Source organism: Pseudomonas sp. NFACC32-1, assembly GCF_900101215.1.
In the GTDB taxonomy this organism is placed as follows: domain Bacteria; phylum Pseudomonadota; class Gammaproteobacteria; order Pseudomonadales; family Pseudomonadaceae; genus Aquipseudomonas.
Genome location: NZ_FMUL01000012.1, coordinates 69686 through 90727 on the forward strand (window position 1 = coordinate 69686; position 21042 = coordinate 90727).

Sequence of the window (21042 nt, forward strand, 5' to 3'; positions counted from 1 at the left end):
TCGGCCCATAGGGTTTCAAGGGGAGCAACAAGATGATCAAACGTAATCTGCTGGTCATGGGCCTGACCGTCCTGCTGAGCGCCTGCGGCTTCCAGCTGCGGGGCACCGGCACCACCGAGCTGGCCATCACCGAGCTGGATCTCAGCGCACGGGATGCCTATGGCGACACCGTGAAAATGCTGCGCCAGACGCTGGAGAGCAGCGGCGTGAAAATCTACAGCGGGGCACCGTACAAGCTGGTCCTGACCAACGAGCAGCAAACCCAGCGCAGCTTGAGCTACGCCGGTGCCGGCCGTTCGGCCGAGTACGAGCTGTCCAGCGAGCTGAGCTATGAAGTGCGCGGCCGGAATAACCTGATGCTGCTGGACGACAAGCTCCAGGTGCAGAAGGTCTACCTGCACGACGGCAACAACATCACCGGTTCCGACCAGGAGTCCAGCGAAGTGCGCGGCGAAATACGCCGTGACCTGGTACAGCGCATGATGCTGCGCCTGCAGCAACTGACGCCCACCCAACTGGATCAACTGCAGCAGACCGCCGATGCCCGAGCCAAGGCAGAAGCCGAAGCGCTGGAAGCGGCACGCAAGGCTGAGGCGCAAACCCCGCAGCAGTCGCCCCTGCAGATCCCTTCTGAATAAGCCTTGCGGGGCGCCCTCTCGCCCCGCTCGCCCTCTCTTATGAACCGTCTATGAAGCTGGCCCCCGCCCAACTCGGCAAACATCTGCAAGGTGCCCTCGCGCCGGTCTACATCATCAGCGGCGACGACCCGCTGCTGTGCCAGGAGGCCGCCGACGCCATCCGCTGCGCCGCCCGCCAACAAGGCTTCGACGAGCGCCAGGTGTTCGCCGCCGACGCCAGCTTCGACTGGGGCACCTTGCTCCAGGCCGGTGCGAGCATGTCCTTGTTCGCCGAGAAACGCTTGCTGGAACTGCGCCTGCCGTCCGGCAAACCCGGCGACAAAGGGGCCGCCGCGCTGATCGAATACTGCTCACGACCGGCCGAGGACACCGTACTGCTCATCAGCCTGCCGAAACTCGACGGCAGCGCGCAGAAGACCAAGTGGGGCAAGGCCCTGGTCGAAGGCCCACAGACCCAGTTCGTGCAGATCTGGCCGGTGGACGTCAGCCAGTTGCCGAGCTGGATCCGTCAGCGCCTGTCCCAGGCCGGCCTGTCGGCCAGCCAGGACGCAGTGGAACTGATCGCCGCCCGGGTCGAAGGCAACCTGCTGGCCGCCGCCCAGGAGATCGAAAAGCTCAAGCTGATGGCCGAAGACGGGCAGATCACCGTGGAAACGGTGCAAGCCGCCGTAGCCGACAGTGCGCGCTTCGATGTCTTCGGCCTGACCGATGCGATCCTCAACGGCGAAGCCGCCCATGCCCTGCGCATGCTCGAGGGTTTGCGGGGCGAAGGCGTCGAGCCGCCGGTGATCCTCTGGGCCCTGGCCCGGGAGTTGCGCCTGCTGGCCAACCTGTCGCTGCAATACAGCCAGGGCGTCCCCCTGGACAAAGCCTTCAGCCAGGCCCGCCCCCCGGTCTGGGACAAGCGCAAACCGCTGATGAGCAAGGCCCTGCAACGCTATTCCGCACCGCGCTGGGCGCAGTTGCTGCTGGAAGCCCAGCGCATCGATGCGCAGATCAAGGGCCAGGCCGCAGGCTCGCCGTGGATGAGCCTGAGCCGGTTGACGCTGTTGATGGCCGGCCAGCGCCTGCCGTTACCCGCCGAATAAACACACGGCAGAGCACACTGCATACCGTTGACTGGAGACTTACCCGGCAGGGGACTACCCGTGCTGATTCATCTGAGGCGCGGGGATTTATCCCCGCTGGGGCGCGAAGCGCCCCCCTTGATTCGCACCTGAAACCCTGCAGCACCAGACTCCAGCGCGGCTTCACACCCCAACAGGAAATTCCCTCGCCACAGGCAATCTCTCACCACAAATTGCCTGTCCGTCTGAACGTCACTTCCTGCACAATGCAGGGACTGGACAAAAACCCAGTCCTGTCCCATGATTTGCCTCGCAAGAAATCATCCCCCAGGAGAGATCCGATCATGCGCAAAAAGCCATCCAGGCATGGCCCCAACAAGGCCAAGTCCATCATCGCCCAGCCCCTGTTCCGAAGCCGTCAGGAACGACCCGCCAAGGGCAAGGGCAGCTACCGCCGCGAAGCCTTCCAGTCTGACAACTGGGAGGCTTCTTGCTTTGTGGCGGCTTGAAACATCGGGACCAGCCCAATTGTGCCTCGCCCATGATAAGGTCAGCATCTGATCTGTATTTCTGGACCCCTGCATGCCCTTCTGTCTTTCTCGCCGCTGGCCCCTGCGCCAATTGGCTGCTGCCACAAGCCTCGCGCTGCTAGTCGCCTGCGCAGAAAAACCCACCGCCGCCGACGCCCAACCACTCCAGACCGTTCCCGCCGTGACCGCTCCGGCCGTGGTCCCACCTGTGGTGCCCACCGGCGACAACCTCGACATCGCTCCCACCCAGACCTTCGCCGAATGGCAAGCGAGCTTTCGCAAGGAGGCCCTGGCCGCCGGAATTCGTGCCGACCTGTTCGATCGCGCCTTTATCGGCGTGAGCCCGGACATGAGCGTGATCAAGGCCGATCGCAGTCAGCCGGAGTTCACCCGGCCGGTCTGGGAATACCTCGATGGCGCGCTGTCCCCGTTGCGGGTCAGCAAAGGCAAGAACCTGATCCAGCAGAATGCCCAGGTCCTGCAGAACATCGAGCAGCGTTATGGCGTGGATCGCCAGGCGCTGGTGGCGGTGTGGGGCATGGAGAGCAACTTCGGCCAGTTCCAGGGCAACAAGTCGGTGATCAACTCCCTGGCGACCCTGGCCTATGAAGGGCGGCGCCCGGGCTTCGCCCACGCGCAACTGATCGCCGCGCTGCAAATCCTCCAACAGGGCGACATCACACCGGAAAAAATGCTCGGCTCGTGGGCCGGCGCCATGGGCCAGACCCAATTCATCCCCACGACCTACAACACCCACGCAGTGGACTTCGACGGCGACGGCCGCCGCGACATCTGGGGCAGCGCCACCGACGCCCTGGCCTCCACCGCCCACTACCTGCAAAGCTCCGGCTGGCAACGCGGCCAGCCGTGGGGGGTCGAGGTGCGACTCAAGGATGGGTTCAACTACCCCTTGGCCGATGGCTCGGTCCGCAAGCCGGTCTCCGAATGGCTGCAACTGGGGGTCAGCCTGCCGAGCGGCAGCCAGGTCCCGCCCGGCACCGAACAACTGTCGGCGGCCCTGCTGCTGCCCGCCGGTTATCGCGGCCCGGCGTTCCTGGTGCTCGACAACTTCCGCGCCATTCTCAAGTACAACAACTCCTCGTCATACGCTTTGGCGGTGGGCCTGCTGTCGGAGCGGTTCAGAGAGGGGGGATTGATCTACGGCCAGTGGCCCAAGGATGACCTGCCTCTGAGTCGTAGCGAACGCATCGAACTGCAAACCCTGCTAAGCAAGCACAATTACGACGCAGGCAACCCCGACGGCATCATCGGCGCCAACACCCGCAAGGCGATTCGCAGTGCCCAGCAATCCTTCGGCTGGCCGGCGGATGGGTACCCGACCCATCAATTGCTGGAAGGCCTGCGCAACCGCTGACTCACCTTGCGGCCGCAAGCAAGCTCGCTTCCACATGGAAACCCGGCTCAAACGGGCTGTCTCCAGGAGTTGGACACACATCCAACCCCTGGGGCTGCTCAACATCAAGCCTGACGGTCGGCCACCACATCCTGTTCCAATACCAACCGATTGCCCCCCGCATCCAGCTTCACCAAGGCCCCCATGGGCAAGGTCAGGTTCGGATCGCAGTGCCCGCTACGCCAGCCGGACAGCACCGGGATGCCGTAAGGTTCGAAGGTCTGCTTGAGCAAGCGATTCAGCGCCTCGCCATCCACCCCGGCCACATCCCCCACCAGCACGCCGTTGAGCCGCGACAAGGTGCCGGCCAGGCGCAACTGGGTCAGTAACCGGTCGATGCGGTACAGCGGCTCGTTGACGTCCTCGATGAACAGAATCACCCCGTCGGCATCGATCTGATAAGGCGTGCCCATGGTGGCCGCGATAATCGACAGATTCCCCCCCAACAGGCGCCCCTGGGCGATGCCAGGCTTCACGACGGTCAACGGATAGGCCTCGGGATGGATCATGACGCTGCCCGCCTTCATCTGCCCGCGCAGGAAGCTGAAAAACGAAGTGACGGTGGAGGGCTCCTTGCCCCCCAGCAGATCGGCGTTGAGCAACGGCCCATGGAACGTGACGAAACCCGCGTATCGGCTGATGGCCAGGTGCAGCGCGGTAATATCGCTGTAGCCAACAAACGGCTTGGCGTTGTCGCGCAGAAGCTGGAAATCGATGCGATCCAGCAAGCGCGGCGTGCCATAGCCACCGCGCAGGCAAATGATGGCCTTGACCTCGGGGTCGGCGAAGGCGGCGTGGAAGTCGTCGAGGCGAACGTCGTCGCTGCCAGCCAGGTAGCCATCCTTTTCATAGACCCCGGGGAATATCCGCAACTCGTGGCCACGGGCACGCATCCATTGCACTGCCTTTTCCGTGTCCAGCACGCCGGGACCGGCCGGCGCGATCACGGCGATCACTCCCTCGGGCGGCAACGCGGGGACCGGCTGGTGAGGACAAAGGGCGTGCGTGGGTCGAACGGTCATCCATGGATCTCCCTGGGAAGTGATGCACACACAGTAGTCAGGAACGAGCCCGAACAGAAGGGATCGCCGCCGGTTGCTACAAGAAAGGCTGAATTTACAGAAATCCGAGGCAAAAAAATGCCCGCTGGCGAGACACCGCGCGGGCATTCTGGAGGCTGGCCGCCGAATCAGGAACCCAGCAACTCGGCCTTGACCAGCTTCGCCTGCTCGTCGGCATGGTACGAGGAACGCACCAACGGACCGGAAGCGACGTTCTTGAAGCCCATCCGGTAGCCTTCCTCGGCGAACCAGGCAAAGGTATCCGGGTGCACGAAGCGCTGGACCGGCAGATGGCTGCGCGACGGTTGCAGGTACTGGCCCAGGGTCAGCATGTCGATGTCATGTTCACGCATGCGCTTCATGACCTCGATGACTTCGTCGTCGGTTTCCCCAAGGCCCAGCATCAGGCCGGACTTGGTGGGGATGTGCGGCATCATTTGCTTGAAACGTTGCAGCAGGGTCAACGACCACTGGTAGTCCGACCCCGGACGCGCGGCCTTGTACAGGCGCGGTACGGTTTCCAGGTTGTGGTTGAAGACATCCGGCGGCTCGGCGGCGGTGATTTCCAGGGCGATGTCCATGCGGCCACGGTAGTCCGGCACCAGGGTTTCGAGCTGCACGTTCGGCGACAGCTTGCGGATCTCGCGGATGCAGTCGGCGAAGTGCTGGGCACCACCGTCACGCAGGTCGTCGCGGTCCACCGACGTGATGACCACGTACTTGAGCTTCAGGTCGGCGATGGCGACGGCCAGGTTTTCCGGCTCGCTTGCATCCAATGGTTTCGGACGGCCGTGGCCCACGTCGCAGAACGGACAACGACGGGTGCAGATGTCACCCATGATCATGAACGTCGCGGTGCCGCCGGAGAAGCACTCCCCCAGGTTCGGGCAGGAAGCCTCTTCACAGACACTGTGCAACTTGTGTTTGCGCAACAGCGCCTTGATCCGGTCGACCTCCGGGGAAACCGGGATACGCACGCGGATCCAGTCCGGTTTCTTGGGTAGCTCGGTGGTCGGGATGATCTTGACCGGGATGCGTGCAACCTTCTCGGCGCCGCGCAGCTTTACGCCGGCCTCGACCTTGGCACGCGGAGCCGGACGTTCGGTAACATCCTGCGTCGGGATCATGGTTTGCACTGCATCAGTAGTCATATCAGTCGATTCCGCCCGTGAGGGTCGTCTGCTCAGCATAGTCGAGGTGTTTGACGAGCTGCGCGCGCAGCCGGGCACTTACCTCGGCAAATTCAATCGTTCCTGTGTGATCGCGCAGCTGGGTCATCGCCAGCCCCGCATAACCACAGGGATTAATCCGTCGAAACGGCGAAAGATCCATGTCCACGTTCAACGCCAGGCCGTGAAACGAACAACCGTGGCGGATCCGCAGGCCCAGGGAAGCGATTTTCGCCCCGTCGACATAGACGCCCGGTGCATCCGGCTTGGCTGCGGCGCTCACGCCGTAGCTGGCCAGCAGCTCGATCAGGCAGGTCTCCATGCGCGTCACCAGCTCACGCACGCCAAACCCCAGCTTGCGCACGTCCAGCAGCAGGTACGCGACCAGCTGGCCGGGGCCATGGTAAGTCACCTGCCCGCCGCGGTCGACCTTCACCACCGGAATATCCCCCGGCAGCAGCAGGTGCTCGGCCTTGCCGGCCTGGCCCTGGGTGAACACCGGCGGGTGTTCCACCAGCCAGACTTCGTCCGCGGTGGTGTCACCGCGTTCGTTGGTAAAGCGCTGCATGGCATGCCAGACCGGTTCGTAAGCCATCCGGCCCAGCTCGCGAAAGCCCAGCGTGCCCGGCATCACAACACCATGTGCACGAAACCGGTCGCCCGCAGTTCGCTGTTGATGTCGTACAGCTGTTCCTGGCCGGTGGCGATGATGTGCAACTGAATCGTGGTGTACTTGCCGTTGGTGCTCTGGCGCTCGGCCAGGCTCTTGAGATCAACGGTGGCGTGCTTCTCGACGATGGCGACGATCCTGTCCTTGAAGCCCACCCCTGTATCGCCGATTACCTTGATGGGGTAATCCGCGCACGGAAATTCGATTTTTGGCGCCTTTACTTCAGAGTCTGTCATGGCGTACGGCCTCACAAGCCGTGGTAACGAACATGGCCCCGCGCCGGACAGGAACGGGGCCATGAGGGTCAACACTCGAATCAGTTGAACAAGCCGTAGAAGAATAGACGGATGCTATCCCACATGCGGCGGAAGATACCACCTTCCTCGACCGCGTCCAGGGCGATCAGGTCGGCGCTGTGCACCACTTTGTCTTCCAGTTTGACTTCCACCTTGCCGATCACGTCACCCTTGGCGATAGGGGCGGTCAGTTGTGGATTCATGGTCATGCTGGCGGCAAGCTTCTTGAGCTGGCCTTTTGGCAGGGTCATGGTCAGGTCCTGGGCCAGGCCGGCCTTGACCTGGCTGCTGGTGCCTTTCCAGACCTGGGCCTGGGCCAGTTCGGTGCCCTTCTGGTAGAAGGTCTGGGTTTCGAAGAAGCGGAAACCGTAGGTCAGCAGCTTCTGGGTCTCGGCGGCACGAGCCACTTCGCTGTTGGTGCCGAAGACGACCGCGATCAGGCGCATGCCGTCACGAACCGCCGAAGACACCATGCAGTAGCCGGCCTCTTCGGTGTGGCCGGTCTTCAGGCCGTCGACGGTCTTGTCGCGCCACAGCAGCAGGTTGCGGTTAGGCTGCTTGATGCCGTTCCAGAAGAACTCCTTCTGGGAATAGATGGCGTAGTGCGCCGGGTCTTCGTGAATGATCGCCCGCGCCAGGATCGCCATGTCGTGAGCCGAGGAGTAGTGCTCGGGGTTCGGCAGGCCGGTGGGGTTCATGAAGTGGCTGTTGGTCATGCCCAGGTCGGCGACCGTCTTGTTCATCATGTCGGCGAACGCGTCTTCGCTGCCGGCAATGTGCTCGGCCAGGGCGACGCTGGCATCGTTGCCGGACTGGATGATGATGCCGTGCAGCAGGTCGCTGACGGTCACTTGCGAACCGACCTTGATGAACATCCGCGAACCGCCGGTGCGCCAGGCGTTTTCGCTGACGGTGACCGGGTCGTTTTCGCCGATCTGGCCGCGACGGATCTCCAGGGTGGCGATGTACGCAGTCATCAGCTTGGTCAGGCTGGCCGGAGGCAGGCGCTGGTCACCATTGCTCTCGACCAGCACGTTGCCGCTGCTGGCATCCATGAGCACAAAGGATTTGGCCGCCAGTTGTGGAGGCGACGGCATCATCTCGGCCGCGAACGCGGTGGGAGAAAGAAGCAGCGGGACTAGCAGGCAAAGGCGCTTGGCAAAGGTGGTGATGTTCATCCGTCTCTCGAAATCGCTAATGGGACTGCCCAAAGGCAAAACTAAACAGGCAGCCCTGGAGCTGCCGCGTATTTAAGTTGCTCACTCACATCCCTTGCCGGGCTTTTGTTATTCATGGAGCCAACAACCTGACCCGCTCGAACCGCAAGCGGGCCTTGAATCAAATCATTCGGCGGTGACCAGGCTCGGCGAACCGAGATTGGCCAGGCGCACGCTGTTCTGGACCTGCTGGACCTCACCCGGAGAACCGATCGGCCCCAGGCGCACCCGATGCAGTGTCTGCTGGTTGCGCACGATCGAGCTGATGAACACCGGAGCGCTCACCATCGTGCTCAGCTTCGACCGTAGCAGTTCTGCAGCGTCCGGGTTGGCGAACGCGCCCACTTGCAGATACTGGCCAGACGCCGTTGCAGAAGCGTTTTTTTTTGCCTCGACCTGCATCGGCACGACGGCCGCGGCGTGCTGCTGCGGCGGAGGCGTCCACTGCTCCACCGTTCCGGTGGAAGCCGTCACCGCCGGCGCCGCATTCTGCGCCACTTTCGGCTCGTTGAGCATCAAAGGCGCCGGACGGCCTCGCTGGGCCCACCATTCCTGCGGGTCGATGCCCTCGACCTTGACCCGCGCGGTGCCGATTTCAGCGTAACCGAGTTTTTTCGCCGCCGCATACGACAGGTCGATGATACGGTCGGAATAGAACGGCCCGCGGTCGTTGACCCGCAGGATCACGCTCTTGTTGTTGTCCAGGTTGGTCACCCGGACATAACTGGGCAGCGGCAGGGTCTTGTGGGCCGCGCTCATGCCATACAGGTCGTACACCTCGCCATTGGCGGTGTTCTGGCCGTGGAACTTGGTGCCATACCAGGAGGCCGTGCCCGAAGCGACATAACGCTTGGAATCGGCCATCGGGAAGTAGGTCTTGCCCAGTACCGTATAGGGGTTGGCCTTGTAGGGACCGGTGTGCAGGGTCGGCGTGGCATCGGGAATGCGCGAGACATCCACGTCCCACCACGGCGCGCCGTCCTTGTGGGCACGGTTGATGTCCAGGCCCGGCGTGGCACGCACGGCGGTGCTGTTCTTCTGGGCCGGCGCACGGCTGGTCGAACAGCTGACGACCAGCAACGACAACGCGGCCAATGCCACGAGCTTCAGGGGTTGACAGGTAGGCAATGCCCGCATTATTTGACGCCCCGTGCTTTTACCAGCTCTTCAGACAGCTGATGCACGGCCATGGCGTACATCACACTGCGGTTATAACGCGTGATCGCGTAGAAATTCTTCAGGCCCATCCAGTATTCGGGCCCTTGTTCGCCTTCCAGGCGCATGGCGGTGACCGGCATGTCATCACGCAGCGCATCATGACTCGACCAGCCCAACGCTCGCAACTCCCCGACGGTTTTCGTCGGCTCAATGCCCTCGCTCAGCCCCTGGTCCACCTGGTCGCCACGCACGTCGGCACGGCTGACCACCGGCTGGCCGGCTTCCCAGCCGTGACGCTTGAAATAGCTGGCGACGCTGCCGATGGCATCGGCGGGGTTGGTCCATATATTGATGTGGCCGTCGCCGTCGAAATCCACTGCATAGGCGCGGAAACTGCTGGGCATGAATTGCGGCAGGCCCATGGCCCCGGCGTAGGACCCCTTGAGGGTCAACGGATCGACCTGTTCTTCGCGGGCCAGCAGCAGGAATTCACGCAACTCCTTGCGGAAGAACTCGGCGCGCGGCGGATAATCGAAGCCGAGGGTCGACAAGGCGTCGATGACCCGGAAGTTGCCGGTGTTGCGGCCAAAGAAGGTCTCCACGCCGATGATGGACACGATGACCTGGGCCGGCACACCGTATTCCTGCTCCGCGCGGGCCAGGGCGGCCTCATGCTGGCGCCAGAAGTCCACGCCCCGGGCGATGCGCGCCTCGGTGATGAACATCGGCCGGTACTCGCTCCACTGCTTGACCCGCTCGGCGGGCCGGGAAATCGCATCGAGGATCGACTGCTTGCGCTCGGCCTCGCGGAACACGCCCATCAGTTGCTCACCGGCGAAGCCATAGTCGCGGGTCATTTCACCGACGAATTCGGCCACCTGCGGCGAGCCTTCGTATTCGCCGGCCAAGGCGTGCGACGCAGCGCCCAGGAAGCCGACCAGGCCGATCCACGGAACATGTCGCGTCGACCAGCCACGCATTGCTTGCATTGAACTCTTCACCTTATTCAAACCTGAGCGATCCACTTGCGGTGTGTATGAATCGACATCAAAACCCCAAACGCTGACAGTAGCGTCACCAGCGAAGTTCCTCCGTAGCTAATGAAGGGCAACGGCACCCCCACCACGGGCAACAAGCCACTGACCATACCGATGTTGACGAAAACATAAACAAAAAACGTCATGGTCAGGCTGCCCGCCAGCAACTTGCCGAACAGGGTCTGGGCCTGGGCAGTGATGACCAGCCCCCGGCCGATTAGCAGCAGGTAGATCAGCAGCAGCAGGCAGATGCCCACCAGGCCGAACTCCTCGCCCATCACCGCGATGATGAAGTCGGTGTGGCTTTCCGGCAGGAAGTCCAGGTGCGACTGGGTGCCCATCAGCCAGCCCTTGCCGAACACACCGCCCGAGCCGATGGCCGCCTTGGACTGGATGATGTTCCAGCCGGTGCCCAGCGGGTCGCTCTCCGGGTCCAGGAACGTCAGGACCCGCTGCTTCTGGTAGTCGTGCATCACGAAGTACCACATGGCCACCGACACCGGCACGGCGGCGGCGATCACGCTCAGGATCCAGCGCCAGCGCAGCCCGCCCATGAACAGCACGAAGGCGCCGCCGGCCAGGATCAGCAGCGACGTGCCCAGGTCCGGCTGGCGCACGATGAGGATGAACGGGATGCCGATCAGCAACAGGCTGATACACACATGCTTGAGTTGCGGCGGCAGGGAGCGCTTGGACAGGTACCAGGCGATGGTCGCCGGCATGATGATCTTCAGGAATTCCGAAGGCTGGAAGCGGATCACCCCGGGAATGTTGATCCAGCGCGTGGCGCCCATGGCGTTGTGGCCCATCACGTCCACGACGATCAGCAGGCTCACGCCGACGACATAGGCCAGGGGCACCCAGCGTGCCATGAAGCGCGGCTCCAACTGGGCGATGACGATCATCGACACCAGGCCGATACCGAACGAAGTGGCCTGCTTGGCCAGCAGGTCCCAGCTCTTGCCGCTGGCCGAATACAGCACGAACAGGCTGCCGGCGGCCAGGATCAGCAGCAGGATGAGCAATGGTCCATCGATGTGCATGCGTTGCAGCAGGGTGGCGCGACGGCGCATCACGTCTTCGCTGGAGAGGATCCGGTCGAAATTACTCTTCACGGGCCGTAGCCTCCGCGCTGATAGGGCTTGCGAATTCAGGCTTGAGCTGACCGTGCTCATCCAGCAGCCAGGCGTCCATGACCTGACGCACCACCGGCGCGGCGACGCCGGAACCGGACTCACCGTTCTCCACCATCACCGACACGACGATCTTGGGGTTCTCGGCCGGGGCAAAACCGACGAACAGGGCGTGGTCGCGATGGCGCTCCTGGACCTTGGAACGGTCGTACTTCTCGCCCTGCTTGATGGCGACCACCTGGGCCGTACCGCTCTTGCCGGCGATCCGGTACGGCGAGCCGATGGCCGCCTTGCGCGCCGTGCCCCGGGCGCCATGCATCACTTGCTGCATGCCGTTGTTGACCTTCTGCCAGTCCGACGGATTGCGCAGGATGATGTCCGGCATCGGATCCGGGTCCACGGGGGTCTGGCCCTCGATGGTCTTGGCCAGGTGCGGACGGTGCCATTTGCCCTTGCTGGCCACCAGGGCCGTGGCCTGGGCCAGCTGCAACGGCGTGGCCTGCATGTAGCCCTGGCCGATCCCCAGGATCAGGGTTTCACCCGGGAACCACGCCTGGCGGCGGGTCGCCCGCTTCCATTCCCGGGACGGCATCAGGCCCGGCGACTCCTCGAACATATCCAGGGAGACTTTCTGGCCGATCCCGAACTTGGTCATGTAGGACGACAGCCGATCGATCCCCAGCTTGTGGGCCAGGTCGTAGAAGTAGGTGTCGTTGGAACGCATGATGGCCGTTTCCAGATCCACGTAACCGTCGCCGGTACGGTTCCAGTTGCGGTACTTGTGATCGTAGTTGGGCAGCATGTAGTAGCCAGGGTCGTAGACCCGGCTCGAGGCGGTCACCACCCCGGCGTCGAGGCCGGCAATCGCCACCGCGGGCTTGATGGTGGAACCCGGAGGATAAAGACCGCGCAGCACACGGTTGAACAGCGGCCGGTCGATGGAGTCGCGCAGCTCGGCGTAGGCCTTGAAACTGATGCCGGTGACGAACAGGTTCGGATCGAAACTCGGCTGGCTGACCATCGCCAGGACTTCACCGGTGTTGGGGTCCAGCGCCACCACGGCCCCCCGCCGCCCGCCCAGCGCCGCTTCGGCGGCTTCCTGCAACTTGATGTCCAGGCTCAGCACGATGTCCTTGCCGGGAATCGGGTCGGTGCGCTTGAGCACCCGCAGCACGCGGCCCCGGGCGTTGGTCTCGACTTCCTCGTAGCCCACCTGGCCATGCAGCTCGGCCTCGTAGAAGCGCTCGATGCCGGTCTTGCCGATGTGGTGCGTACCGCTGTAGTTGACCGGGTCGAGGGTCTTGAGCTCTTTCTCGTTGATCCGCCCCATGTAGCCCACCGAGTGGGCAAAGTGCGGCCCCTGGGGATAATGCCGGACCAACTGTGCCACCACCTCGACGCCGGGCAGGCGGAACTGGTTCACCGCGATCAGGGCGATCTGTTCCTCGGTCAGCTCGAACAGGATCGGCACCGGCTCGAACGGCCGCCGCCCCTGGCGCATGCGTTTCTCGAAGATGGCCCGGTCCTCGGGCGTGAGCTGCAGCACTTCGACGATCACGTCGAGCACCTTCTGCCAGTCGCCGGAACGCTCGCGGGTCATGCTCAGGCTGAAGCTGGGCCGGTTATCGGCCACCACCACGCCATTGCGGTCGAAGATCAGCCCGCGAGTCGGCGGAATCGGCTGGACATGCACCCGGTTGTTTTCCGACAGTGTGGAGTGATAGTCGTACTGGATGACCTGCAGGAAATAGAGCCGCGCAATCAGCACGCCAATCAGCGCCACCACAGTGATGGCACCGAACACGACGCGACTGCGCACCAGGCGGGCGTCTTTTTCGTGGTCCTTGATGCGGATCGGCTGGGGCATGAGGGCTGGATTACTTGTGGTAAGGATGCCCGGACAGGACTGTCCAGGCACGATACAGCTGTTCACCGATCAGGATCCGCACCAGCGGGTGCGGCAACGTCAGGGGCGACAACGACCAGCGCTGGTCGGCCCGGGCACAGACTTCCGGCGCCAGCCCTTCCGGACCGCCGACCATGAAGTTCACCGTGCGCGAATCCAGCCGCCAGCGATCGAGCTCCACCGCCAGTTGCTCGGTGCTCCAGGGCTTGCCATGGACCTCCAGGGTGACGATCCGCTCGTTCGGCCCGACCTTGGCCAGCATGGCTTCGCCTTCCTGGCGGATGAAGCGCGCCACGTCGGCGTTCTTGCCACGGGTGTTGAGCGGAATTTCCACCAGTTCCAGGGCCAGCTCGGACGGAAGACGCTTGGCATATTCATGCCAGCCCTCTTCGACCCACTTGGGCATGCGGGAACCGACGGCGATCAGGCGCAGTCGCACAGCGGTCCCTTATTGCTGGTCTTTGTTGAGCTTGGTGAAGTGCTCATGGGTGTTTTCCGGGCTGTGGTGACGGGCATCGGCCGCACGGCTCTGCTCGGCACCGGCCCACAGGCGCTCCAGGTCGTAGAACTGGCGTGCCGAGGCGGTCATCATGTGCACGATGGCGATGTCCAGGTCCAGCAGTACCCAATCGCTGTCGCCCTTGCCTTCTTCGCCCAGAGGCTTGAGGCCCTTTTTCTTCACCTCTTCACGGACCTTTTCCAGCATCGCGTTGATCTGGCGATTGGAGGTACCGGTGGCGATGATCATGTAGTCGGTGATGCTTTGCTTTTCGCGAACATCCAGAACCTGGATGTCCTGGGCCTTCACGTCTTCCAGGGCATCGACGATCACTTTGACCATCGGGTTCTCGATTACGGTGTCTTTGTTCGTCATATAAAACTCGTTTTGCTCATATGTTCGGGCGCTTCGTAACAGTGAAGCACGCCTTGTTCAGTTCGACGCACGGTACAGCCCGTGCGCATCGATGTAGGCCAGGACCGCGTCGGGCACCAGGAAACGTACCGACTTACCGCTGGCCAGCAGTTGACGGATCTGGGTGGCGGATACCGCGAGCGGCGTCTGCCAGACGAATGCAATCTGTCCGCTCGGCCCCTTCAGGGCCAGCGGGTCGCTCACCGAGCGGGCCGCCAGCAGGTTGCGCAAGGCATCCGGCGGCTCGCTGTCGGCATCCGGGCGCTGCAACACCAGGATGTGGCAATGCTGGAGCAACTCCTCCCAGCGATGCCAAGTAGGCAGGCCGCAAAATGCGTCCCAGCCCAGAAGCAGGAAAACCTGGGCATCGGCGGCCAGTTCGGCACGCATCAGCTCCAGGGTGTCAATGGAGTAGGACGGCTTGTCCCGCTGCAATTCGCGGGCGTCCACCACCAGCGGCGGCACACCTGCCACCGCGCACTCGACCATCGCCAGACGGTCCTGTGCCGATACCTGCGGCGTTCCCCGGTGCGGCGGCCTGGCGCTGGGCGTCAGGCGCAGCTCATCGAGGCCCAGGGCATCGGCGACTTCCAGCGCACCGCGCAAATGGCCGATGTGCACCGGATCGAACGTGCCGCCCAGGATGCCGATGCGCCGGGGCGCGGTTGTCATCGTCGCAGCGACTGCCGGGTCGAGATCGCCCAAGTCAGACCGGCTCCTGTCCGCGCAACTGGCCGTCACCGACCACAATGTACTTCTCGCAGGTCAGGCCTTCGAGGCCCACCGGGCCGCGGGCGTGCAGCTTATCAGTAGAAATGCCGATCTCGGCACCCAATCCGTATTCGAAACCGTCGGCGAAGCAGGTCGGGATATTGATCATCACCGACGCCGAGTCCACCTCGGCCACGAAGCGCCGGGTTTCGCCCTGGTGCTCGCTGACGATCGAGTCGGTGTGGTGCGAGCCGTGGCGATTGATGTGCTCGATGGCTTCATCCAGCCCGTCGACCACGCGGATCGACAGGATCGGCGCCAGGTACTCGGTGTCCCAGTCTTCCTGGGTGGCCGCAACGGCCTCGATGACCGCGCGGGTGCGCTCGCAACCGCGCAGCTCGACGCCTTTTTCGCGCAACTGTGCAGCCATGGGCGGCAGGAAGTCCCGGGCCACGGCCTGGTCCACCAGCAGGGTTTCCATCGCGCCGCAGATGCCATAGCGATAGGTCTTGGCATTGAAGGCGATACGCTGGGCCTTGGGCAGATCGGCGTGGGCACTGACATAGACGTGGCAGATGCCGTCCAGGTGCTTGATCACCGGCACGCGGGCGTCGCGGCTGATCCGCTCGATCAACCCCTTGCCACCACGAGGCACGATGACATCGACGAACTCGGGCATGGTGATCAGCGCGCCGACAGCGGCGCGGTCGGTGGTGTCCACCACTTGCACCACGGCCGCCGGCAGGCCGGCTTCGGCCAGGCCGCGCTGGATGCAGGCGGCAATGGCACGGTTGGAATGAATCGCCTCGGAACCGCCACGCAGGATGGTCGCGTTACCGGACTTCAGGCACAGGCTCGCCGCATCGATGGTCACGTTCGGCCGCGACTCGTAGATGATCCCGACCACGCCCAGGGGCACGCGCATCTTGCCGACCTGGATGCCCGACGGGCGATAGCTCATGGCGCGGATCGCCCCCACCGGATCCGGCAGTGCCGCGACCTGGCGCAGACCGACGATCATGCCGTCGATGCGGGCCGGCGTCAGCGCCAGACGCTCGAGCATGGCCGGCTCGAGGCCGTTGGCCCGGCCGGCGGCCAGGTCCAGCTCGTTGGCGGCGGACAGCTCGGCGCGCGCAGCGTCCAGCGCATTGGCGGCGGCCTGCAGGGCGCGGTTTTTCTGCGCGGTGCTGGCCCGGCCGATGATGCGCGACGCTTCGCGAGCGGCGCGACCCAGGCGGGTCATGTAGTCAAGAACGGACTCAGTCATGGTCTGTGTGGTCTTGGCGAGGGAGAAAGCGGCAGATTATAACTGTCGTATCCCTCGACTAACAGCGTGGACTCGCAGCGGTGACCGGCGGAAGCACAAAACCGGCACAAATTTCACCTGTTCAGCGGTGATTAAGATTGGCATTGCTATCATCGCGCTTCCTTTGGCCTCACTTCGCCCATCGTCATGACCGACTCGCCTTCTACGCCCACTGCCCTGCCCCACGCCTTCTTCGATCGCGACGCCCAGGTACTGGCCCAGGACCTGCTGGGCAAAGTCATCCGCCACAAGGTTGGCGAACTGTGGCTCAGCGCGCGGATCATCGAGACCGAGGCGTATTACTTTGCCGAAAAAGGCAGCCACGCCTCGCTGGGCTACACGGAAAAACGTAAGGCTTTGTTTCTGGATGGCGGACACATCTATATGTACTACGCCCGGGGCGGCGATTCGCTGAACTTCAGCGCACAGGGCCCGGGTAACGCCGTGTTGATCAAATCGGCCTACCCTTGGGTCGATGGCATTTCCGGACCCCAGAGCCTGGCACAGATGCTGCTCAACAACCCCGACGCCCAGGGTCGCCCGCGCACGCCGCAAAAGCTCTGCGCCGGCCAGACCCTGCTGTGCAAGGCCCTGGGTCTGAAAGTGCCGGACTGGGATGCCAGGAGCTTCGACCCCGAACGCCTGCTGGTGGAGGACGTGGGCGTACCGACGGTCAATGTGATCCAGACCACCCGCCTGGGCATCCCATTAGGGCGCGACGAACACTTGCCCTATCGCTTCGTCGATGCGGCCTATGCCCCCTGGTGCACCCGTAACCCGTTGCGACGCGGCCAGGTCGAAGGTCGCGACTATTTTTTGCTTGGATGAACACAGCACCGCCGAACCCTGGGGCAGCGAGCTTGCTCGCGATAGCGTCGGATCAGCAGAATGGGGGGCTGACTGACCCACCGCCATCGCGAGCAAGCTCGCTCCCACAAGGGTCTCGGTGACCACGGTCTCTCGCTCCCGCAAGGGCCCGGTGCAGGAAAGGTTGCATGCCGATCACTATTCAACGGAGTTGTTCTTATGGGCCCATGGCTCGATAGCATCACAGGATGGCTGGCCGCCAACCCGCAATGGCTTGCGGTAGCAGTATTCATCGTTGCATGTGTGGAATGCCTGGCAATCGCCGGGCTGATCGTGCCGGGTACCGTGCTGCTGTTTGCGGTGGCGGTGCTGGCCGGCAGCGGCGCGCTGTCCCTGGGCGAGACGTTGCTGCTGGGCCTGCTGGGGGGCTTGCTCGGGGACCTGGTGTCGTATTTCCTGGGGCGGCACTTCCACCAGAACATCCGGCGCCTGCCGGGGCTGCGCCATCACCCGGAATGGATGAGCGCCGCGGAAAACTATTTCCAGCGCTACGGCATCGCCAGTCTGCTGGTGGGCCGCTTCATCGGCCCGCTGAGGCCGATGCTGCCGATGGTGGCCGGGATGTGCGACATGCCGTTCCCGCGCTTTGCCGCCGTCAGCCTGCTGGCCGCAGCGGGCTGGAGCGTGGCGTACCTGCTGCCGGGCTGGGCCACCGGGGCGGCGTTTCGCCTGCCGCTGCCCGAAGGCTTCTGGCCCCAGGCCGGCGTGGTTATCGGCAGCATCGCCGTGATGATCGGCTTGAGCGTCAACAGCAGCCTGCGCCGCCATCGACATGCCGCGGCATTGATCGCCGGCCTGGGCCTGGTGATCCTGATCGGCCTGTTCATCGGGTTCCGCTACCTGAGCGCCTTCGACCAGGGCCTGATGGCGCTGGTCCAGGAGCATCGCAGCCCGAACCTGGATGAAATCGCCGTGACTTTCACGCTGATCGGCGAATTCCGCTACATGCTGATTTTCAGCGTATTGCTTACCGTCCTGCTGCTGGTGGCACGTCAATGGCGACAGGCAATCTTCGCCGGCTCGACGATGCTGATCACCGCCTTGGCCAATACCGGACTCAAGCATTTCTTCGCCCGCATGCGTCCGGAAATCCTCACCGAACCCCTGACCAGCTACAGCATGCCCAGCGGCCATGCCTCCGGCTCGTTCGCGATGTTCCTGGCCCTCGCCGTCCTGGCCGGGCGTGGCCAGCCGCCGCGCCTGCGCCTGACCTGGCTGTTGCTGGGCTGCATGCCGGCCCTGGCCATCGCGCTGTCACGGGTATACCTCGGCGTCCACTGGCCGAGCGACATCCTGGCTGGCGCCATGCTCGCCGCCTGCGTCTGCGCCGCCATGCTGTGGCTGAGCCAGCGCCAGGCGCCGTTGCCGGCCATGCCGCCGAAGATCTGGTGGCTGGTCCTGCCGGCCCTGGTGGCGGGGTTCAGCTTCTTTGCATTGCGACACCTGCCCCATGGGATGCTGCGGTATGCCTATTAGGCAATCCAGAGCAAGCTCGCTCCCACAGGGGATCGGTGCTGTCTGGTGGTGTCAGGCGAAGAGTTCGCCCTGCAACTCGTCGAGCAAGGCCTGGATGGCGTCCAGGCGCTGCTGGGGATCGTCGAGCTGCAGCAGGTCGAGCTTGTCCAGCTCATTGAACGGCAGCAGGTAGGCCAGTTGGTTGGCCAGCGATTGCTGGCCGGTCGCTTCGGTGCCCATGTTCAGCGCCTCGACCATCGGATGCTCGGCCAGGGCCTTGAGCAACGCCACCAGGTCGGCGTCCTCGTCCTGCAACGGTTGCTCCGGCTCTTCCTCCAGCCACTCCACTTCAGCGACCGTCAGTTGATCCGGCTGCACCGTGCTGCTGTGCACGATGAAGCGGCGTGCGCCCTGCACGCGAATCCCCAGCAGGCCGTTGTCCTGCTGGGAAAAGTCGGTGATCCGCGCTTCACAGCCGACCCGCGCGTAGCCTTGCGGCGCGATACCGACTTCCTGGCCATCGAGGATGCACACCACCCCGAACCCCTCACCTTGCTTCATGCAGCGGCCGATCATGTCGAGGTAGCGCGCCTCGAAAATCTGCAGATCGAGGATGCACCCGGGAAACAGCACCGTGTTCAACGGGAAAAGCGGCAACGTCATAACCCAGTTCCTTAGACGGTCATCGATACAACCAGCGGCAGCAGCACCGCCGTGGCCACGCCCATCAGGCTCATCGCCAGCGCCGCGAAGGCGCCGGACTCCTCGCTTTCCTGCAATGCCACCGAAGTGCCCACCGCATGGGCCGTCAGGCCCAACGCCATGCCCCGCGCCTCAGGGCTGCGCACGCCCAGGCGGTCCAGGATGCCCGGCCCCAGGATCGCCCCCAGCACGCCGGTGATCAGCACGAACACCGCGGCCATGGCCGCCACGCCGCCGATCTGCTCGGCCACCAGCATGGCGATCGGCGATGTCACCGACTTGGGTGCCATGGTCATCAGGATCATATGCTCGGCCCCCAACGCCCACCCCAGCAGCACTGCGGACCCGGTAGCGAACACCCCGCCTATCACCAGCGTAGTAAAAATCGGCCAGAACAATTGCCGGATCCGCCGCAGGTTCAAATACAGCGGCACCGCCAGGGCGACCGTGGCCGGGCCCAGCAGGATGCTGAGGATCTCGGTGCTCTTGCGGTATTCGGCGTAGCTGATGCCGCAACCGACCAGCACACCGATCAGCACCAGCATCGACATCAACACCGGTTGCAGGAATATCCAGCGGGTCTTTTCGAACGCTGCCAGCACCAGTTGATAGGCACCCAGGGTGATGCCGATGCCAAACAGTGGATGATGGATCACCGAGGTCCAGGCGCCTTGCCAATCGAGCATCATTGCGAGTCCTCCGGCGCCGGAGCGTGACGCCGGGCCAGGCGCTGCATCAGCACGCCGGTCAGCGCCACGGAGAAGACCAGCGACAACGTCAGCGCCCCGACGATGGCCCAGAAGTCGGCGGCGATGGCCCGGGCATAGACCATCACCCCCACCGCCGGCGGTACCAGCAGCAAGGGCAGGTACCGCAACAGACTGCTGGCGGCCAGGCTCAGCGGCTCGCTGACCTCGCCCCGCATGACCAGGTAACCCAGCAACAGCAGCAGGCCGATGATCGGCCCCGGCAGCACCGGCAAGAACAAGTGATTGATGGCGGTGCCCAGCAATTGGAACAGCACCAGCCAGGTCAGGCCCCGTAACAGCATCCGCTCTTTCCCCCGCGACATGTCCCCATTGAATGCGCCCGCATTATAAGCATGCCCGCGCTATGGTCCGGCATTCGTAAAAAGCATGGTCGATGACCTGCCCGGTCCGTCATGTTGATCTACAGTGGTTCTCCGGGGGCCCAGGTCCCCGCTCCAGATAAAACCGATGAACCAAGGAGAGTCTCAATGCCCTATGTGCCTGTTGCAGCGCTCAAAGATTATGTCGGCAAGGAACTGGGACGTTCCGAATGGCTGAGCATCGACCAGGACCGCATCAACCTGTTCGCCGAAGCCACTGGTGACTTCCAGTTCATTCACGTCGATCCGGTCAAGGCGGCACAGACCCCGTTCGGCAGCACCATTGCCCACGGGTTCCTGTCGCTGTCGCTGATGCCCAAGCTGATGGAAGACATCCTGATCCTGCCCGAGGGCGTGAAGATGGTGGTCAACTACGGACTCGACAGCGTGCGTTTCATCCAGCCGGTGAAAGTCGATTCCAGGGTCCGGCTCAAGGTCGACCTGGTGGACGTGACCGAGAAAAAACCCGGCCAATGGCTGCTCAAGGCCACCGCCACGCTGGAAATCGAAGGTTCGGACAAACCGGCCTACATCGCCGAGCCCCTGTCGCTCTGCTTCGTGTGAACCCAGGCGGAAGCGAAGCCGCCCAGGCAGTTTCGCACCGCTTCTCTATATCCAGAAGGCGCAGCTGCGGCATACTCGTCGCCTGATTACCTGGATCCC

23 protein-coding genes are annotated in these 21042 nt (G+C 63.7%); 7 read left to right on the plus strand and 16 right to left on the minus strand.

What is annotated here, in order from left to right; translation table 11 throughout:
- Window positions 1-32 precede the first annotated feature (32 nt).
- The 4 genes from BLP99_RS18310 (at window position 33) to BLP99_RS18325 (ending at window position 3610) form a co-directional block, all read left to right on the plus strand.
- Entirely contained in the window at window positions 33-638 is a 606-nt protein-coding gene (locus BLP99_RS18310; protein WP_092181328.1) for an LPS-assembly lipoprotein LptE, read from the plus strand.
- Between the two features lie 50 nt (window positions 639-688).
- On the plus strand, window positions 689-1726 hold the full coding sequence (gene holA, locus BLP99_RS18315; RefSeq protein ID WP_072395836.1) for a DNA polymerase III subunit delta: 1038 nt from the start codon (window positions 689-691) through the stop codon (window positions 1724-1726).
- 323 nt (window positions 1727-2049) lie between these two features.
- The gene (arfA, locus tag BLP99_RS18320; RefSeq protein WP_072395834.1) at window positions 2050-2214 is read left to right on the plus strand and encodes an alternative ribosome rescue factor ArfA; all 165 of its coding nucleotides are present in this window, start codon (window positions 2050-2052) and stop codon (window positions 2212-2214) included.
- A gap of 73 nt (window positions 2215-2287) precedes the next feature.
- Complete coding sequence (locus BLP99_RS18325) at window positions 2288-3610, plus strand: lytic murein transglycosylase (protein ID WP_092181331.1); 1323 nt, start codon at window positions 2288-2290, stop codon at window positions 3608-3610.
- A gap of 104 nt (window positions 3611-3714) precedes the next feature.
- On the opposite strand, the gene BLP99_RS18330 is transcribed toward BLP99_RS18325, so the two are convergent.
- The 13 genes from BLP99_RS18330 to BLP99_RS18390 all read right to left on the minus strand — a co-directional run bounded on the left by BLP99_RS18330 (window position 3715) and on the right by BLP99_RS18390 (window position 16187).
- The gene (locus BLP99_RS18330) at window positions 3715-4671 is read right to left on the minus strand and encodes a S66 peptidase family protein (RefSeq protein WP_092181334.1); all 957 of its coding nucleotides are present in this window, start codon (window positions 4669-4671) and stop codon (window positions 3715-3717) included.
- A gap of 167 nt (window positions 4672-4838) precedes the next feature.
- A complete protein-coding gene (gene lipA / locus BLP99_RS18335) occupies window positions 4839-5861 on the minus strand; it encodes a lipoyl synthase (RefSeq protein ID WP_072395828.1) in 1023 nt (340 codons plus the stop codon).
- Window position 5862: 1 nt separating this feature from the next.
- Window positions 5863-6510: a lipoyl(octanoyl) transferase LipB gene (lipB, locus tag BLP99_RS18340; protein WP_072395827.1), complete on the minus strand. Its 648-nt coding sequence runs from the start codon at window positions 6508-6510 to the stop codon at window positions 5863-5865.
- Window positions 6510-6785: a DUF493 domain-containing protein gene (locus BLP99_RS18345; protein ID WP_072395826.1), complete on the minus strand. Its 276-nt coding sequence runs from the start codon at window positions 6783-6785 to the stop codon at window positions 6510-6512. The genes lipB and BLP99_RS18345 overlap by 1 nt, the downstream gene beginning before the upstream one ends.
- An 80-nt stretch (window positions 6786-6865) precedes the next feature.
- Window positions 6866-8023 carry a D-alanyl-D-alanine carboxypeptidase family protein gene (locus BLP99_RS18350; protein ID WP_072395825.1) on the minus strand — a complete coding sequence of 386 codons (1158 nt, stop codon included), beginning with the start codon at window positions 8021-8023 and terminating at the stop codon, window positions 6866-6868.
- Between the two features lie 165 nt (window positions 8024-8188).
- Window positions 8189-9199: a septal ring lytic transglycosylase RlpA family protein gene (locus tag BLP99_RS18355; RefSeq protein WP_072395824.1), complete on the minus strand. Its 1011-nt coding sequence runs from the start codon at window positions 9197-9199 to the stop codon at window positions 8189-8191.
- Window positions 9199-10209 carry a lytic murein transglycosylase B gene (gene mltB, locus BLP99_RS18360; protein WP_092181337.1) on the minus strand — a complete coding sequence of 337 codons (1011 nt, stop codon included), beginning with the start codon at window positions 10207-10209 and terminating at the stop codon, window positions 9199-9201. Before mltB ends, BLP99_RS18355 begins: the two co-directional genes overlap by 1 nt.
- A gap of 17 nt (window positions 10210-10226) precedes the next feature.
- Window positions 10227-11330, minus strand: coding sequence for a rod shape-determining protein RodA (gene rodA / locus BLP99_RS18365; RefSeq protein ID WP_165887857.1), 1104 nt, complete (start codon window positions 11328-11330; stop codon window positions 10227-10229).
- 31 nt (window positions 11331-11361) lie between these two features.
- Window positions 11362-13257, minus strand: a complete 1896-nt coding sequence (gene mrdA, locus BLP99_RS18370; RefSeq protein ID WP_072395811.1) for a penicillin-binding protein 2 — start codon at window positions 13255-13257, stop codon at window positions 11362-11364.
- Window positions 13258-13267: 10 nt separating this feature from the next.
- Window positions 13268-13735 carry a 23S rRNA (pseudouridine(1915)-N(3))-methyltransferase RlmH gene (gene rlmH, locus BLP99_RS18375; protein WP_003185785.1) on the minus strand — a complete coding sequence of 156 codons (468 nt, stop codon included), beginning with the start codon at window positions 13733-13735 and terminating at the stop codon, window positions 13268-13270.
- Window positions 13736-13744: 9 nt separating this feature from the next.
- Window positions 13745-14170: a ribosome silencing factor gene (gene rsfS / locus BLP99_RS18380; protein WP_072395809.1), complete on the minus strand. Its 426-nt coding sequence runs from the start codon at window positions 14168-14170 to the stop codon at window positions 13745-13747.
- 57 nt (window positions 14171-14227) lie between these two features.
- Window positions 14228-14881 carry a nicotinate-nucleotide adenylyltransferase gene (gene nadD / locus BLP99_RS18385; protein ID WP_168199065.1) on the minus strand — a complete coding sequence of 218 codons (654 nt, stop codon included), beginning with the start codon at window positions 14879-14881 and terminating at the stop codon, window positions 14228-14230.
- A gap of 34 nt (window positions 14882-14915) precedes the next feature.
- Complete coding sequence (locus BLP99_RS18390; RefSeq protein ID WP_092181340.1) at window positions 14916-16187, minus strand: glutamate-5-semialdehyde dehydrogenase; 1272 nt, start codon at window positions 16185-16187, stop codon at window positions 14916-14918.
- A 186-nt stretch (window positions 16188-16373) separates the two neighbouring features.
- Between BLP99_RS18390 and BLP99_RS18395 the strand changes: the two genes are divergently transcribed.
- Together BLP99_RS18395 and BLP99_RS18400 are read left to right on the plus strand one after the other, a co-directional pair.
- Window positions 16374-17054, plus strand: a complete 681-nt coding sequence (locus BLP99_RS18395) for a DNA-3-methyladenine glycosylase (protein WP_092181343.1) — start codon at window positions 16374-16376, stop codon at window positions 17052-17054.
- A 198-nt stretch (window positions 17055-17252) separates the two neighbouring features.
- On the plus strand, window positions 17253-18569 hold the full coding sequence (locus tag BLP99_RS18400; RefSeq protein WP_072458854.1) for a bifunctional DedA family/phosphatase PAP2 family protein: 1317 nt from the start codon (window positions 17253-17255) through the stop codon (window positions 18567-18569).
- Between the two features lie 51 nt (window positions 18570-18620).
- Here BLP99_RS18400 and BLP99_RS18405 read toward each other — a convergent pair whose 3' ends face one another.
- Genes BLP99_RS18405 through BLP99_RS18415 form a run of 3 tightly spaced genes read right to left on the minus strand, consistent with a single transcriptional unit; the run spans window position 18621 to window position 20301 of the window.
- Window positions 18621-19211 carry an LON peptidase substrate-binding domain-containing protein gene (locus BLP99_RS18405; RefSeq protein ID WP_072395798.1) on the minus strand — a complete coding sequence of 197 codons (591 nt, stop codon included), beginning with the start codon at window positions 19209-19211 and terminating at the stop codon, window positions 18621-18623.
- Window positions 19212-19222: 11 nt separating this feature from the next.
- Entirely contained in the window at window positions 19223-19939 is a 717-nt protein-coding gene (locus tag BLP99_RS18410) for an LrgB family protein (protein WP_072395787.1), read from the minus strand.
- Window positions 19936-20301 (minus strand): CidA/LrgA family protein, encoded by a 366-nt coding sequence (locus BLP99_RS18415; protein WP_072395785.1) that lies wholly within the window; start codon window positions 20299-20301, stop codon window positions 19936-19938. The genes BLP99_RS18410 and BLP99_RS18415 overlap by 4 nt, the downstream gene beginning before the upstream one ends.
- A gap of 186 nt (window positions 20302-20487) precedes the next feature.
- On the opposite strand from BLP99_RS18415, the gene BLP99_RS18420 reads away from it, so the two are divergent.
- Window positions 20488-20943 (plus strand): MaoC family dehydratase, encoded by a 456-nt coding sequence (locus BLP99_RS18420; RefSeq protein WP_072395783.1) that lies wholly within the window; start codon window positions 20488-20490, stop codon window positions 20941-20943.
- Window positions 20944-21042 lie beyond the last annotated feature (99 nt).